Source organism: Paenibacillus sp. ov031 (genome assembly GCF_900143165.1).
GTDB lineage: Bacteria > Bacillota > Bacilli > Paenibacillales > Paenibacillaceae > Paenibacillus > Paenibacillus marchantiae.
In genome coordinates, this window is sequence record NZ_FRDO01000006.1 from 301748 (window position 1) to 317574 (window position 15827).

Annotated in this window: 15 protein-coding genes; 8 read left to right on the plus strand and 7 right to left on the minus strand. The window is 47.3% G+C overall.

The window, feature by feature from the left end; genetic code table 11:
* Positions 1-76: 76 nt before the first annotated feature.
* Entirely contained in the window at positions 77-1000 is a 924-nt protein-coding gene (locus tag BUA17_RS23485) for a proline dehydrogenase family protein (RefSeq protein ID WP_063564617.1), read from the minus strand.
* A 246-nt stretch (positions 1001-1246) separates the two neighbouring features.
* Between BUA17_RS23485 and pruA the strand changes: the two genes are divergently transcribed.
* Positions 1247-2794 (plus strand): L-glutamate gamma-semialdehyde dehydrogenase, encoded by a 1548-nt coding sequence (pruA, locus tag BUA17_RS23490; RefSeq protein WP_063564616.1) that lies wholly within the window; start codon positions 1247-1249, stop codon positions 2792-2794.
* A 118-nt stretch (positions 2795-2912) separates the two neighbouring features.
* On the plus strand, positions 2913-4217 hold the full coding sequence (gene rpoN, locus BUA17_RS23495; RefSeq protein WP_063564615.1) for an RNA polymerase factor sigma-54: 1305 nt from the start codon (positions 2913-2915) through the stop codon (positions 4215-4217).
* Between the two features lie 158 nt (positions 4218-4375).
* Here rpoN and BUA17_RS23500 read toward each other — a convergent pair whose 3' ends face one another.
* Positions 4376-5806 (minus strand): aspartate ammonia-lyase, encoded by a 1431-nt coding sequence (locus BUA17_RS23500; protein WP_063564614.1) that lies wholly within the window; start codon positions 5804-5806, stop codon positions 4376-4378.
* Between the two features lie 321 nt (positions 5807-6127).
* On the opposite strand from BUA17_RS23500, the gene BUA17_RS23505 reads away from it, so the two are divergent.
* The 3 genes from BUA17_RS23505 (at position 6128) to BUA17_RS23515 (ending at position 9381) form a co-directional block, all read left to right on the plus strand.
* Entirely contained in the window at positions 6128-7405 is a 1278-nt protein-coding gene (locus tag BUA17_RS23505; protein ID WP_063564613.1) for a methyl-accepting chemotaxis protein, read from the plus strand.
* A 169-nt stretch (positions 7406-7574) separates the two neighbouring features.
* The gene (locus tag BUA17_RS23510; protein ID WP_063564612.1) at positions 7575-8420 is read left to right on the plus strand and encodes a hypothetical protein; all 846 of its coding nucleotides are present in this window, start codon (positions 7575-7577) and stop codon (positions 8418-8420) included.
* A gap of 247 nt (positions 8421-8667) precedes the next feature.
* The gene (locus BUA17_RS23515) at positions 8668-9381 is read left to right on the plus strand and encodes a stalk domain-containing protein (RefSeq protein ID WP_064640268.1); all 714 of its coding nucleotides are present in this window, start codon (positions 8668-8670) and stop codon (positions 9379-9381) included.
* A 103-nt stretch (positions 9382-9484) separates the two neighbouring features.
* Here BUA17_RS23515 and BUA17_RS23520 read toward each other — a convergent pair whose 3' ends face one another.
* Positions 9485-10459, minus strand: a complete 975-nt coding sequence (locus tag BUA17_RS23520) for a ring-cleaving dioxygenase (RefSeq protein ID WP_063564610.1) — start codon at positions 10457-10459, stop codon at positions 9485-9487.
* 227 nt (positions 10460-10686) lie between these two features.
* Here BUA17_RS23520 and BUA17_RS23525 point away from each other — a divergent pair, with 227 nt between their 5' ends.
* A complete protein-coding gene (locus tag BUA17_RS23525) occupies positions 10687-11448 on the plus strand; it encodes a YwaF family protein (protein ID WP_063564609.1) in 762 nt (253 codons plus the stop codon).
* Positions 11449-11604: 156 nt separating this feature from the next.
* Here BUA17_RS23525 and BUA17_RS23530 read toward each other — a convergent pair whose 3' ends face one another.
* Positions 11605-12399, minus strand: a complete 795-nt coding sequence (locus BUA17_RS23530; protein WP_063564608.1) for an SDR family oxidoreductase — start codon at positions 12397-12399, stop codon at positions 11605-11607.
* Between the two features lie 157 nt (positions 12400-12556).
* Positions 12557-12814 carry a YqkE family protein gene (locus BUA17_RS23535; RefSeq protein ID WP_063564607.1) on the minus strand — a complete coding sequence of 86 codons (258 nt, stop codon included), beginning with the start codon at positions 12812-12814 and terminating at the stop codon, positions 12557-12559.
* A gap of 128 nt (positions 12815-12942) precedes the next feature.
* Here BUA17_RS23535 and BUA17_RS23540 point away from each other — a divergent pair, with 128 nt between their 5' ends.
* On the plus strand, positions 12943-13125 hold the full coding sequence (locus tag BUA17_RS23540; protein WP_024632483.1) for a hypothetical protein: 183 nt from the start codon (positions 12943-12945) through the stop codon (positions 13123-13125).
* 187 nt (positions 13126-13312) lie between these two features.
* Here BUA17_RS23540 and BUA17_RS23545 read toward each other — a convergent pair whose 3' ends face one another.
* Positions 13313-13960 carry a peptidylprolyl isomerase gene (locus BUA17_RS23545; protein WP_063564606.1) on the minus strand — a complete coding sequence of 216 codons (648 nt, stop codon included), beginning with the start codon at positions 13958-13960 and terminating at the stop codon, positions 13313-13315.
* A gap of 257 nt (positions 13961-14217) precedes the next feature.
* Between BUA17_RS23545 and BUA17_RS23550 the strand changes: the two genes are divergently transcribed.
* Positions 14218-15429: an MFS transporter gene (locus BUA17_RS23550; RefSeq protein ID WP_063564605.1), complete on the plus strand. Its 1212-nt coding sequence runs from the start codon at positions 14218-14220 to the stop codon at positions 15427-15429.
* Positions 15430-15606: 177 nt separating this feature from the next.
* Here BUA17_RS23550 and BUA17_RS23555 read toward each other — a convergent pair whose 3' ends face one another.
* Positions 15607-15816: a hypothetical protein gene (locus BUA17_RS23555; RefSeq protein ID WP_063564604.1), complete on the minus strand. Its 210-nt coding sequence runs from the start codon at positions 15814-15816 to the stop codon at positions 15607-15609.
* Positions 15817-15827 lie beyond the last annotated feature (11 nt).

Sequence of the window (15827 nt, forward strand, 5' to 3'; positions counted from 1 at the left end):
ACCATGTGCCCTGAAAGTGGCAGCATGGTTTTTGTTTTTATCATTGCATTTTATATAAGGGAGTCCAGCAGGGAAATTATCTGAACATATTTTTGACCACCATCCAGAGATTTGCTGGTTTCTCGGCCAGACGGCGGGTGTAGTATGGATACCACATGGTTCCATAGGGCACGTAACAACGAATGCGGTAGCCTTCCCTGGCCAGGCGTTCCTGCTCGCCCATGCGCAAGCCGTACAACATTTGAAATTCAAACGCATCCGGGGAGATTCCCCGGTCCTTTGCATATTGCTTGGTCCAGGAAATAATGTGGTCATCATGTGAAGCAACCGCAGTGTATACCCCCTGATCGAGATGATTGCGAATCATCGTTTTGAATTGATCAATCACTTCTGAAGTGTTCTGATAAGCTACGGACGCAGGTTCCTTGTAAGCACCTTTCACCAGACGCAGCCGGATTCCTTCCCGAATCATATCACGTGTATCTTCTACGGTACGATGCAAGTAGGCTTGCAGTACCGTACCTGTATTATCCAGTCCTTCCGAGTGTAAACGGCGCACAATATCCAAAGTCGCTTGGGTAAATGGGCTGTCCTCCATATCGATCCGGACGAACAGATTATGCAGCTTCGCTTGGGTGGCAACCGCACGTATATTTCGATAACCTTCCTCAGGGTCCAGCGCGAGTCCCATTTGGGTAGGTTTTAGCGAGACATTGGAGTCTGCACCCTGACGGGCAATGCCTTCCACCAGACGTATATACTCATCCCGATACAACGCGGCTTCTCTTAAATGGGTAATGCCCTCGCCCAGATGATCCAGTGTAGCCATAATGCCTTTGTTGTTGAGTACCCGAATCTCTTCGAGAGCTTCTTCCAGTGTGTTGCCTGCGATAAACTTTCCAGCCAGCTTTTTGCCGTATTTGATGGAGAGATTCTCCACAGCTTTATTACCTGCGACGGTCAGCAGCGTTTTACGGTACATTTCGGTTCCGATACTCATCGGGGTTCCTCCTTAATGGATCATGTTTCTTTATAACAAAGATATCAAGCAATAATCATGCCAAGGTTGTTCTGCATAGAAGAAAATGGGCGGTAATTTTGAAGGATAATATTTATTTTTAAAAAATATTCCTTCATCAACCGGAGTTGGCACGGATCTTGCTACATATATTGGGTGATGAGTAAAATGCATGGCAACTCAGGCAAACAGCCAGCGAACCCCCACATCTGAAGGAGGAAATCATTCATGAATATCCCTTTTGTTAACGAACCATTCACATCCTTTGCAGTCCCGGCCAACCGGGAAGCTTTTGAGAACGCACTTCGCAAGGTGGAGGCTGAACTTGGCCAGGAATACTCCATTATTATTGGTGGACAAAAAATAACAAGCGCCCGCACGGTATCCTCCGTGAATCCTGCGTACAAAAATCAGATCGTCGGAAAGATCTATCAGGCCGATCAAGAGCTTGCTGAGCAGGCCATCCAAACGGCTGCGGAAACATTCCGCACCTGGAAGCATACGGACCCGAATGAACGGGCCCGTTATTTGTACAAAGCGGCGGCGCTCATGCGGCGTCGTAAGCATGAATTCTCGGCATGGATGGTGTACGAAGCAGGAAAAACATGGCCAGAAGCGGATGCGGACACAGCCGAAGCTATTGATTTTATGGAATTTTATGCCCGTGAGATGCAGCGTCTGAGTGAACCACAGCCGCTCACACGAATTGCAGGCGAAGATAATGAATTGAGTTATATACCGCTTGGTGTGGGGGTTGTAATTCCACCATGGAACTTCCCACTCGCGATTATGGCAGGCATGACTTCTGCTGCATTGGTATCTGGCAACACGGTTGTATTGAAGCCAGCCAGCACAACACCGGTTATTGCCGCCAAATTCATGGAGTTGCTTGCAGAAGTGGGTGTGCCGGACGGCGTAGTGAACTATTTGCCAGGACCGGGCAGTGAGGTTGGCGATTATCTGGTGGACCATGCGCTCACCCGCTTTATCAGCTTTACAGGTTCCAGAGATGTCGGTCTGCGGATCAATGAACGTGCAGCACGCACCGCACCGGGTCAGAAGTGGATTAAACGGGTGATTGCTGAAATGGGTGGCAAGGATTCAATTGTTGTAGATAGCGACAGTGATCTGGAATTGGCTGCGGAATCCATCACGGCTTCAGCGTTTGGTTTCTCGGGACAGAAGTGCTCAGCGTGTTCCCGTGCCATTATTCATGAAGATGTATATGACGAGGTACTGCAAAAAGTGATTGAACGAACCAAGCAACTGAGCATGGGCAGTCCGCTTGAAGTCGGAAATCAGGTAGGTCCGGTTATCGATGACAAGGCGTATGCCAAGATCACAGAATATATTGAAATAGGCAAGGGTGAAGGACGCCTTGTACTCGGTGGTAGTACAGGGAACGAGGCAGGTTATTTCATTGAACCGACCATTATTGCTGATGTGGACCCGCAAGCGCGGATTTCACAGGAAGAGATTTTTGGACCGGTGTTGGCCTTTATCAAGGCAGAATCCTTCGGGGATGCATTGGATATTGCCAATAATACCGATTATGGACTGACAGGTGCGGTGATCTCGCGCAATCGCGAACATCTGGAACAAGCCAGACGGGAATTTTTTGCGGGGAATCTATACTTTAACCGTAAATGCACAGGTGCACTCGTGGGTACACATCCATTTGGCGGATTTAACATGTCGGGAACAGATTCCAAGGCAGGGGGAAGAGACTACTTGCTGCTGTTCACCCAAGCGAAGTTGGTATCCGAGAAATATTAGTTGAAAATTGGGTCTGGGCCCGCTGTAATCGCTTGGTTTTTATGCTATCATTTCCTGAAATAGTCTTTGTTCGTCAGTATACTGGAGTAGCTTGAGCAGCGCTTAAGGGGGGAGACGGATGTTAGGATTTCAGTTGGTGCAGGAGGGGCGTATTCGATTATCCATTACGCCGGAGATGAAGCAATCCATTCATCTGCTGACCTTGTCGGGTCAGGAGCTGACTCGTTATTTGCAGGAGGCGGCGGATGAAAATCCGGTGCTTGAGCTAGAAGAGCCCTCTACCCTGCGCACCCGTCTTCCCCGACGGTTGAATCAGGAGAGGTTCTCCTCTTATGATCCGCTGTTACAGATGAAAGGCGCCGAACCTACACTTGAACATTTGTTGATATCTCAGCTTCGGTTGCAGAATCTTACACCTGCAATGGAGACAACAGCTGTATATTTGGCTGGTTGTGTCAACGATGATGGCTATCTACCGATGGAATTGACTGAGGTTGCATCGGCAAGGGGAATATCGATGCCTGAGGCTGAAGCAGCCCTGGACATTCTCCAGTCGCTGGACCCGGCAGGTGTGGGAGCGCGCAACTTGCGTGAATGCTTGTTGCTTCAGATTAGGCGTGATCCATTAGCTAACCAGCATGCGGAGTACATGGTGGCGAAAGGTCTGGAGGAGTTGGTTCGTTTCCACCCAGGCAGAGCAGGAACAAGACTAGGGATTTCTTCACAGCAGGCTCAGGCAGCCTATGACTATATTGCTTGTCTAGACCCGAAACCTTGCAGATCCATCGGTTGTACGGAACGTCCACATTATATTATTCCGGATGCCGTTGTGCAGATAAGGAATGATGAACTTTCTCTACGTTTAAATTCAGCGGGTGTGCCGCGGGTATCCCTGAACGAAGCTTGTTGTCGCTGGATCAAGGAGATTGATGCAGATGAGGTATGGTCAGGCCGGGCAGCAGAGGCGAGAGCGATCATTCGCAGTGTACGCATGCGTCGCCGAACTCTGATGCGTGTCCTAGCTGCAATCATGAGCGAACAGGAATCTTTTCTGCGTGAAGGACCTGCCGGTTTGAAGCCGCTCAATCTGGCGATTATTGCAGAGGCCATCGGCATGCATGAGTCGACGGTGAGCCGTGCGGTCAATGGCAAATATGTTCAGACACCGCATGGTGTCTTTGAACTCAAGGCTTTTTTTGCATCAGGTCTTGAAACAACGAATGGAGAAATGGCCTCTGCGCCGGCGGTGAAGCTCAGACTGAAAGAGCTGATTCGTTCTGAACGGGCGGAACGCCCATACTCGGATAGCCAACTCACCGCATTACTCGCGAATGAAGGCATCGTTATCTCCCGCAGAACGGTTGCGAAATACAGGGAAGAGCTTCAGATTTTGCCTTCACTTGAACGGAAGCGCTGGGCATGAATGACGTTTGCCTTCATTATATATCCTAAACAAGTAACCCCCGCGAGCCGTGGTAACGGTCTGCGGGGGTTATTCGTTCCGATTTAACAGCAATCGGAAGGTTGTTCTATCATCGGAGTGTCAATGTAAATATTCATTAGTGGAACTTAAACAGCTTACTACCGTTCCATATTGTGCAGGAAGTGCTCACCTGCAATACCAGGAGTAGTCATCTGCTCCGGATGCAAAATTTCTTCCAGTTCTTCCGGTGTCAGTAGACCCCGTTCCAGAATGATCTCCTGCAAGGTGTTTCCGGTCTTCAACGCTTCCTTCACAATGGAGGCTGCCACATCATAGCCCAGATGTGGATTAAGCGCTGTAATTACACTAAAGCTCTGCTTCATAATCAATGCACAACGCTCACGGTTCGCTTCCATCTCTTCAACGGCATAACGAGTAAAGACGTCGATACCATTATTCATGATTTTCAGCGATTGCAGCAAGTTGAACGCAATAACAGGGCCCATGACGTTCAATTCGAATTGACCAGCTTCACAGGCCATGCAGATCGTATGGTCATTCCCCATAACCTGGAAGGATACCTGATTGATCACTTCCGCCATAACCGGATTCACTTTGCCCGGCATAATGGACGAACCTGGCTGACGCGGTGGAAGACGCAGCTCATTGAATCCTGCGCGTGGGCCAGAAGCCATCATACGAATATCGTTACAGATTTTGGACAGACTGACAGCACATACTTTCAGTGCAGCCGACAATTCCAGATAGGCATCCGTATTCTGTGTGGCATCCACAAGATCCTCGGCCGTTTGCAAATTCAATCCTGTCACATCGGACAGATGCTCCGTGACTTTAACGATGTATTCGGGTTTCGCGTTGAGACCTGTACCTACAGCCGTCGCACCCAAGTTAATGGTGAGCAGGCGGCGATTTGCGAACTCCAGACGCTCAATATCACGTCCGATAACACGCGCATAGGCACCGAACTCTTGTCCAAGTCGAATAGGCACAGCATCCTGAAGATGTGTCCGGCCTACTTTGACTACATCGTTAAATTCCTGTTCTTTTTTGCGGAACGCATCCTGCAAACGCTTCATCGTATCAAGCAACGTTTCCGACAACCGATACGCAGCAATGCGCAGTGCAGTTGGGATCACGTCATTGGTGGATTGGGACATGTTTACATGGTTATTCGGGTTACAGTGGAAATAGTCACCCTTGTTCTGCAATAACAGTTCCAGTCCACGATTGGCCAGAATTTCGTTCATATTCATATTCATGGAGGTGCCTGCACCGCCCTGAATGGAGTCAACAATAAAATGATCCAGATGATGGCCTTTCATCATTTCTTCAGCAGCCATGACGATGACATCGCCAATTTTGCGTGGCAGCATCTTCAGCTCCATATTCGTGATTGCCGCAGCCTTTTTCACCGCAGCCAGAGCTGTAATCAGTTCCCGGTGTACAGGAACGCCGGTAATCGGGAAGTTCTCTACAGCCCGAACCGTCTGTATTCCGTAATAAGCATAAGCAGGAATTTCTTTTTCTCCAATAAAATCTTTCTCCGTCCTTGTGGACATTGTAGACATTTCGTTCGCCTCCAGTGGCATCCAAAAATAGGTCAGCTCCGGCAATGCCGAAGCGCACTCAGTATATCATTTAAGCAAAATGGATGCCAAGCTAAATCATTTCACCCTTCTTGCCGATAAATAATTTAAATTAAGGATATCACCTTGGTGGATTAAAGGTTCAGTCAGTCAAAACTCGTCTTATCAATTATGCTCCACTTAGAGGAGAAGTCATGCATGAAGAATAAGATGGGGGTTAATTTGTCGTTTTCAGTGATCTAAATCACATGTAATTTGGTTATCTATTGGTAAAATAGGAAAAAAGGACTATGAGGTGTGAATATGAAATGGACTTTAGGCGCAAAAACCGTCGCAGGTTTGGTACTGATTTCACTGATTACGTACGGAACTAGCGGCTTTTTTATATTTTTCCTTCAGGATTGGCTCTCGTTCTCCATGCCAAGCTGGTTGTATATCTCTATCGTACTCATCATGGGCGTATGCTGGAACGCGATTCTGGGCTGGTTTGCCTCTCGTTGGTTGACTCGTCCAATTGTGCATTTGTCCCGTGCCGCACAACAAGTCTCATCGGGGGATTTGACGGCCAAGATTCCAGAGCGGAGAACACAGGATGAAATTACTGTATTATATGATGCTTTTCGAGTAATGGTTTTTAATTTGAGAAGTATTGTAAACGATATTACAGATAGTACACGTACAACCTCACAGAACGCCCAGTCACTTAGTGAAGCAATCGCCCAGGCAGCGGAGCAGATCGAGATGATGTCTGATGCGGTGGATCATATTGCTGTGGGTGTGGAAGAGCAGAAGACGACATCACATCAGTCTTTGATTACAGCGGATGAGATGTTGAACGATTTTCAGCGTATGCACAGTCAGTCGATTGGGATGACAGAGATGTCCGGCCAGATGGAACGTTCTGTTGATCATACGAAGCAGACCTTCTCTTCTTTGATGAAAGGAATGGACGAGCTGACGGAGTCACACAACCGTTCCCGGGACATCATGGTGCTGCTTGAGAAGGAAGCCTCGGATATTGAAGCCATTACTCAGTCTGTCAAAAACATTGCAGAGGAAACAGGGCTGCTTGCCCTGAATGCTTCCATTGAGGCTGCACGTGCGGGAGAAGAGGGATCGGGCTTTGCTGTCGTTGCTCAGCAGATTCGTAAGCTGGCAGATGAGAGCAAACAATCGGTGCATCGGATTAATGAGCTGATCAGCCGTGTTCAGCAGCGTATCAAGGATACAGCCCAACTGATTCATGAACAGCATGGCCTCGTTGTGAATGAGTCCGAGCGCACGATCTCTGTTGATCAGACGTTGCAGGAGCTTACAGGTACGGTAGAAGTGTTTATGAAGGGCGCTCATGAAATCGGATCCAAAATTGGGGAACAGACCAGCCGCGTAGAACAAACGCACGGCCATGTGAAAAAGATTCAAGGGAAAGCCGGATCTTTCTCGGATGAGGCAAGACGGATTATGGATGCGGCACATGAAGAGACGGCAATTATGCAGGAGATTTCATCCTCGGCTGAAGAGCTGAGACAGTTAACAGATCGATTAATGGACAAAACGAAAGCATTTCGGATGCAGCCTTAAGCTGTTTCCGGGGTGTTTTTTTGCTTATTATGGTTAAAGCCGAACGTTCTTTCGTAGAAACTGAAATATGTAAAGATTTTTTTATGAAACATTAACAAAATCGCAACGCTTGGGCGATAAATGAAGATATAATGGTAGTATTCCACTACAGATTAAGGAGCCCAGCATATTGAAAACTTGGACAGGTATCCTGCTGATGATTATTTTGGCGGTAGCGACGATTAGTACAACTTCGTCTGCCAGAACCATGAATGAATCGCAAAAACAGCTTAACATAGATGATCAATCCAGCCAGACCTCAGCGGTCGTGGCTTCCAATATAGAAACAATGAATGAAGCAGCGTTTACAACGAAGGAAACGATTCCTGTAAAGGGAGAGTACGTTTCGGTTGCTCCAGAAAATGAGAATGTAAGACTATACCCCATGAAAGTCGAAGGTTCAGGATATATATATAACGGAATGGTGTTGGAAGTGAACGGCAAGAAACGTGAATTCAGCAAATGGCAAGGAGAAGGCGGATCCTACAAACCCGAAGTGCACGAACTGGATCTGAATGGAGATGGCAAGAAGGAGATTGTTGTGTTGTTTACAGCTGGTCATGGTACAGGCATCTATCTGGGTGAAGCACATATTATCGATCCAGAAACGCTGGAAGAGATGAAGATGCAATCACTGGATGAGATTGTGAAGCAGCATGTAAATTCGAAAGTCAGTGTTACACCAGGTCAGGTGACGATCAACGTTACCGTTGATGGTGTTCATTCAGAACCTTCCCTAATGGAGGAAGACACGAGCGAGGGAGTGTATAACGAGCAGCTCAAGTTCGGCGGTGTTGTTTATTACAGTGTGGAGAATGGCAAGTTGGTTGTGTCGGCATCCGGTGCATACGGTATGGGTTTATATGACGGTGACTTGAACTTTGCCTATGACTATAAAGATGGCGAGTGGCAGGCTGTGGACTTGGAATACAGCACGGAAGAGTATGAAGATGAGTACTATGAATCTTTTGATTAAACGGAAGTAATCAGATAAGCGCAGAATAGCTGAGAACAATGATAAAAAAATATGTCCCCACGGTCTGAAATGACAGAGGGAAACGGGTGAGGCTGAAAAAATGATGTACCTTTAGCCTCGCTTTGTGCTATCCAAAAGCGAATTTCATTCCAGCAATTTACCATGAAATGGTTGACACAAACACTTTAGTCGTTTAAATGTATAAAGGATGGAACTCATCTATTTCATACTTTAGGAGGGATCATTCATGAAGAAGAAGGTTGTATTGGGCTTAATGGTGGGTACACTAACTCTCGGCATCGGCACTGGCGCACTCGCAGCAACGGGTCTGGAACCGATCAAAGCGTATTTGAACAGCAAGATATCTCTGAAATTAAATGGGACAACGGTAACAGCCAAAGATGCCAATGGGAAAACGGTATTGCCGATTACTTACAACGGAACGACCTATTTGCCAGTGCGTGCAGTCGGCACACTGCTCGGTACAGAAATTACGTATGACAGCGCAACATCATCCGTTAACATTGGCAGCAGTAATGGATCTGCACCGCCATCCGAAACCGGCAAGCTGACATTAAGTTCGCTGGGAACTGCAGCCTTGGGCACCTCGGACTGGCATACCAAAGATCCGGCCGAAACGGCGTACAAAGGCAAAGATTACAAAGATGTTTACCTGCATACCGACACAGCCAAGCAAGGCAAGAGCTTCCAAGTTATGACCCAGAAAAAGTATGCCAAGCTTCATCTCGATTTGGCTGTTCTTGGCGGTTCACAGAAGCTTGAGATTATGGACGAAAACAATACAACGCTCAAGACGGTATCGCTTGCTCCTGAAGACGGATTGGTTGGGGTAGACGTGGATGTTGCAGACACGGATGCCATCTTTGTTGAAATCGTTGATGAGGACCCGGGTGCCTCCCTGTTTGTTCCGTTGACGACCTCATATTTAACCAAAAAATAAACGAGATATTAAAAACGATTATCGCCTATGCATCAGCCGGATGGTTGTTCCGGATTGGCATAGTGATAATCGTTTTTTTGTTCTTTTGGGACGTATGATCAGGTTAGCGAATTGCTGTATCGAGCGGTTTGAGATTCGCTTCAATCTCTGCACGGCGACCTTCAAGGAATGGAGGCAATGCCAGGGACTCTCCAAGATGAGCCAATTCTTCATCCGTGTCGAAGCCGGGACCATCGGTTGCCAGCTCGAACAGAATGCCATTGGCTTCACGGAAGTACAGGGAGCGGAAGTAGAAACGGTCTACGAAACCGGAATTCGGGAATCGGAAATTATGAACCCGTTCTACCCATTGTTTCAGTTCTTCTTCATTATCGACGCGGAAGGCAACATGGTGCACGCTGCCTCGTCCAGGGCGTTCTTGGGCAAGGTCATTTCGTTCTTCGACATGCACCTCAGAGCCATTTCCACCTTCACCGGATTCGAAGACGAGTACATCGGGTTGGCCTGCGACAAAAGCAGGATAGGTTCCTTTTTGACGGAAGCCGAGCAGTTCAGTAAGAACTGGAGCCGTAAGGGACGCGTCTCTAACGGTAAGATGGACTGGGCCTAAGCCTACAATGCCATACTCGACAGGTACAGGGCTTTGTTCCCAAGGTTTGCCCCCTGCAACACCTGTATTGTGTTCATCAGAAACCAGAATCAGACGTTGTCCTTCAAAGTCCGTAAACGAGAGAGTGGCACGCCCACCGCGTTCAGTGATTTCTCCATGAGGAACATCGAATTCGTCAAAACGCTGTTGCCAGTACGTCAGGGCTGCATCGCTAGGAACACGAAGTGATGTTGCTGAGATACTGTTCACGCCTTCGCGTGTCTGTCCGGCCATCGGAATCTCAAAGAAGGTAAGTTCGGTACCCGGATTCCCTTTTTCATCTCCATAGAAGAGGTGATAGACCGAAACATCATCCTGATTGACTGTTTTTTTGATCAATCGCAAACCCATGACGTTGGTGTAGAACCGATAATTCTCAGCGGCGTGTGCGGTCAGTGCAGATACATGGTGAAGTCCTTTGATTTGCATTATAAATTCCTCCTGGTGGCTAATTTATTGTTTATAATATTTCCGTTAAGAAAGTTACTAACTTTTTGTGTGTTTTGTTGTTGGATTTATCTTAACATAAAGATATTTAAAATACAATCCTAATTTAGAATTCCATCTGGACAGTGCATTCATTCAATGACAAAATGAAAAAGTTAACATTAAAGAGATAAACTGTGTTTGTGTAATGAGAAGGAGAGAAGAGGAACATGGCTTATCCTCAGTGGCTAGACCCTTATGATGCAAAACCGTTTATGCTGTTTTCCAGTTCCCACCTATGGGCGATCGGTGTGATTGCCGCACTGGTTCTATTGATGTTTCTGTTGCGGAATTGGCTGCGGTCCTGGGCAACGAACACACGCCGTACCTTTCGGATCGCTCTGGCATGTGTCATGTTGGGCTGTGAAATTGTGCTTCAGCTCTGGTATGTATATGGGGATGTGTGGAGTCTACAGACTTCATTGCCGCTGGAGTTATGCAGTCTGTCACTATTGTTATCTGCGCTGCTATTATTGACACGCAGCCGACTGCTGCATTCTGCATTGTTATTCGCAGGAATCGCAGGGGCATTGATGGCAATTGTAACTCCTAATCTCGGTTATGGTTTTGCACATTTTCGTTTCATTCAATTTTTTACTGCTCACGCTTGTATTATTGGGGCGTTGCTCTATATGACTTGGGTGGAACAGCTTCGTCCAAGCTGGAGATCTGTGTTGGGTTCGATGATATACGTGAACGTGGCTGCGTTGGTCGTATATGGTGTGGATGTCCTGCTTGGAGCCAATTATATGTTCCTGAGACACAAACCGAATACGCCTTCAGTGCTCGACATGTTGGGCCCCTATCCCTTGTACATTCTTGGGGAAGAGGTATTGGCGTTAGTCATGTTCTCCCTAATGTACGTCCTACTCTTTGCCATTCCGGAGCGGCTGAATAATCGAGTGAAGAGAGGAAAGAGTTCAGCGCTCTAGTTAAAGGTCATCCGATACCGATAGTAGGCAGCGGGAGCTGTTCTTCGTTCTTCTATAAAGATATATTTCAAACTAAACATCCCGCAGCGGTCTGGATATCCAGATCGTTTGCGGGATGTTTGGCTGTTAACTCCACATGGAACATGTTTCTAATCCTTATCCACGGAGCAAAGATTCCGCTCCATCCACATAGATCCGGGTGCCCGTCACATGGGAAGATTCATCGGAAGCGAGGAAGAGCACCAGATTGGCGACTTGCTTCGACGTTCCGGGTTCACCTTTGAGTGGATGTTCATGACCTTCGGGAAATTCAACCGGGATCTGTACTTCTTTCAGATCGTCCGAAGGATAGGTGTTGTCATCGATGTTCGTGTCTATGGCTCCTGGGCAGACGGCGTTGACACGAATCTTGTAACGAGCCAGTTCCAATGCTGCCATCTTTGTAAAAGCTGTCTGACCTGCTTTACTGGAAGCGTATGCAGAGAACCCTATGCCAGAGAATACACGGTTACCGTTGATGGAACTCGTAATAATAATGCTTCCTCCGCGGTCTTTCAAATGGGGTATGGCGTACTTCACAGTTGCGAACGTGCCGCGCATATTGATGCCCATCGTCTGATCCCAGTCCTCAGGTTCCATCGTTTCAATGGGAGCCATCGTGCCGTTGATGCCCGCATTGGCAAATACAATATCAAGCTGTCCAGCTTGCTCCGCTACCTGATTGATTGCTTTCTGCACGTTGTCCGGTTTGGATATATCACATTCAATGACGTGGCCTTCTCCGCCTGCATTCTCAATCGTCTGTTTGGTTTTCTCAGCATTCTCCGGGGTCCGGTCCAGCATGAACACTTTGGCCCCATGCTCAGCGAAACGAATGGCTGTTGCCTGACCAATTCCTGAGCCACCTCCGGTTACAATTGCAACTTTCCCTTGCAAACGTTGTTCAGTCATCCTTATCCCTCCGTATCGTATGGATTATCAGTAACTCTCTATCTCTACATACCCGACTAAAGAGTGATGAATCATATGCACGATACAAAAAAACAGGACCGTTCAACGGCCCTGTTTCTATCATTTAGATATCATGATGATCTTATTGCTGCAAAAATTACTTGTGTTTCTTCCAGTCCAGCGAACTGTTATTCAACAGGTACTCAAAATCATTATCTTTTCGCTTCTGTTCCGCTTTACGAGCTTCTTCCGCCTGCAGGCGTTCCTGCTCTTTGCGGTCTGCCTCGGCAGCCTTGGCTTCATCCGCCTGAGCTTTCAGTTTCTCTAACACATCACTGCTCAGCAGATCCTTTAGTGTGGTCGGTTTATCCTGTGCTGCTTTGGGAGCAGGGGTGTGTTTTTTGGATTTTGCCATAGAATAATCTCCTCTCAAAAACATGAATCAGCTTCCATTCTCGTTCAGTAAACATATTATATCAGGTTCACCAAACCCATTCCATGAAACTGAGGGACAAAAGCAGGAAATAGGGGGTTACGTGACGAATGAAAACGGGTATAAATTCATATATTATTACCGATACTGCGACTATTCCCTGGAGAAAGGAGTCGTTGTTCGTGGAAGTAAACCGTAGTTTACTGAAAGGGCTTGCATGGGGTGTTGCTTTCAGCTGTCCGCTATGGATTGCGATCATCGGTTGGTTGCGTTTGATGGGATGGATGTATTGAGATCAGCGGGTTGCAGAGCTGCTGCATATAGAGTTGTGCCGGAAGAGGGCATTTTTTATAAAGTCATTTATGTAAACGCTAACATTGAATAAAGCTCTGCCTTGCGTGAATACGCAGGACAGAGCTTTTGTTTGTCTTACAGGTTGTGAATTAAGATGGGTAACTAAAATCCGTTCCAAAGGTAAGGTTAAGGCATTTTTACCGGTTCAGGATATTCTACTCCTTGAGTGTCGACAGTGACTTTTTTCATTACCTGATCGGTAACTGGTTTGTCTTGTTCGCCTATTTGTTGAGCCGCAATCCCGTCAACGACGTCCATGCCTTCTGTCACTTTGCCAAAGGTAGCATAAGCGTTATCCAGGTAATCAGCATCCGCTAACATGATGAAAAACTGGGAGCCTGCGGAGTCCAAATCATTTGTCCGCGCCATGGAGATAACCCCACGCGTGTGATTAAGGTGGTTTTTATGACCATTGGATGTAAATTCTCCTTTGATCGCATAACCTGGGCCGCCCGAACCATCGCCGTTTGGATCACCACCTTGAATCATAAAGCCTGGGATAACACGGTGAAAGTTCAAACCGTCATAGAAACCTTTATTCGCCAATGAGATAAAATTGTTCACCGTATTTGGTGCAATCTCCGGATAGAGCTCGATGACGATTTTCTGACCATCTGACATTTCAATTGTGGCTACAGGATTGGGACCAGTAGGCTCCACTGGAGCCGGTGTTTCCGTCGCGCTGCTTGCAGGGCGCCCACAACCACTAATGACGATAAGCAACATCGCTAGAACCAGCGACACAGCTGTTGTTTTTTTCCACCGAAAAGACATGAGAACGTTCCCCCTTGCATCTCTGCATAATATATTTAGTCAGAATTATTTTCGGATAATCCCTCAACTATCATACCGTTTTTGCGGACAAGATGGCAATGCAAGGCAGGATATTATGGGCGATAAGGGATGGTGTAAATGCTTACAGAGGTGTAAAATAAGGAAAATGCTTCCGCAGTCAGGGACGTACGGGTCTGTTCCGTCCGCTCCAATACACGGCAGTCCCGGCGTCAGTAACGGAAAGGGCGTGCGGGTATATGGACTTCTCGTGGAAGCGTAATCTGGTGATTTTGTGGATTGGTGTGTTTTTTTGCAGCACCGCTTATTCGATCTCCATCCCATTTCTGCCTTTGTTTCTGAGTGGCGATCTGGGCGTTCGTGATCACCTGGAGTTCTGGTCAGGGCTTGCCTTTGGCATCACGTTTCTGGCAAGTGCGCTGGTGTCTCCCTTCTGGGGATCACTGGCTGACAAATACGGGCGCAAGCCAATGCTGATCCGGTCGGGATACAGCCTTGCGGTTTTGTATTTGATCAATTATTTTGTGCAGGACCCCTATTCATTAATCGTGGTTCGTTTGTTTCAGGGATTGCTCGCGGGGTTTGTTCCGGCGGCGATTGCACTTGTCGGTACCAATACACCGGAAGAGAAGACAGGGTATGCACTTGGTATCATGTCAACAGCCGGGGCAACAGGAGGTATAATCGGCCCATTAATTGGTGGGGTGGTAAGCCACTATTATGGCAACCGGAATGCATTTTTATTTTCCAGCATCGTAGTATTGGTCTCGGCGTTGATCGCAACCTTCTGGGTCAAAGAAGAGAACTTCAACCGGAACAAGGCACGTTCTCATGTGATGGATGACATCCGTGAAGCCAGGGCCAATAAATTGTTTATTACGGTGCTTGGCATGATGGGCATATGTACCTTCTCCGTGATGATTCTGGAGCCGTTATTGACGGTATACGTGATGGAAATGGGCATTCAGCCCGATCGTGCTTCTCTCAGCTCGGGCATTATTTTCTCTGCGGTTGGTGTGGCTACGGTTATTATGGCACCGCGCTGGGGTAAGATCGGTTCGCGAATCGGATATGGGAAAGTACTGATCATTGGCCTCGTTGGAGGGGCGATTGGTAACCTGCTGCAGTTTTTCACTACAGGTTATATTGGATTCGGCATCTTGCGTTTTGTGTATGGATTGTTCTTTGCTGCGGTGTTCCCGGCGATTAATGCAATGATTGTGCAAGTGACAGAACCTGGCTTCCGGGGAAGAGCATTCAGCCTGAATCAGTCGGCTTCCCAGATCGGTACGATGGCGGGGCCGATAATCGGTGGTGTTCTGGGTGGCTGGTTGCCGATTCGTTGGATTTTTATCATCAATGGAGTGGCGCTGCTGATTACCGCCATTGTGGCGAAATGGTCCCGACTGGAGGAGAAGTTGCCGGGAGCGGGCAAACCTTTGGCGAAGTAATCAAAAAATGTTAAAACGTGAAATGGCTAATTGGATAGCAGAGAGAGGGATGGCACCGTACGAAGACGGTAGCCATCTCTTTTTCAGGATAAAGTCATTGTTATTACGAAATTAAAGCAAAAAGAAACCTCTTGGGCAAGAGGCTTCCTATATTCTTAATGAATCTGTAATGCGTTCCTATTCATCCAAGGATGAATCTTTTCGTGGACCTTCAACGCCTTCAACGTTCTCCTTCGGAACGGCATGTTCAACAGCATCAAGCTGATCCTCATCTGCTAGGGCTTCGGGAAAGGAATCTTCCGTGAACAATCCAAAATTCGGATCAATATCCCGCTCGGTTACCAGATTATCGGGCTCATGTACTTGTCGCTTGTGATTATCCTTCATCGTGTCTGCAC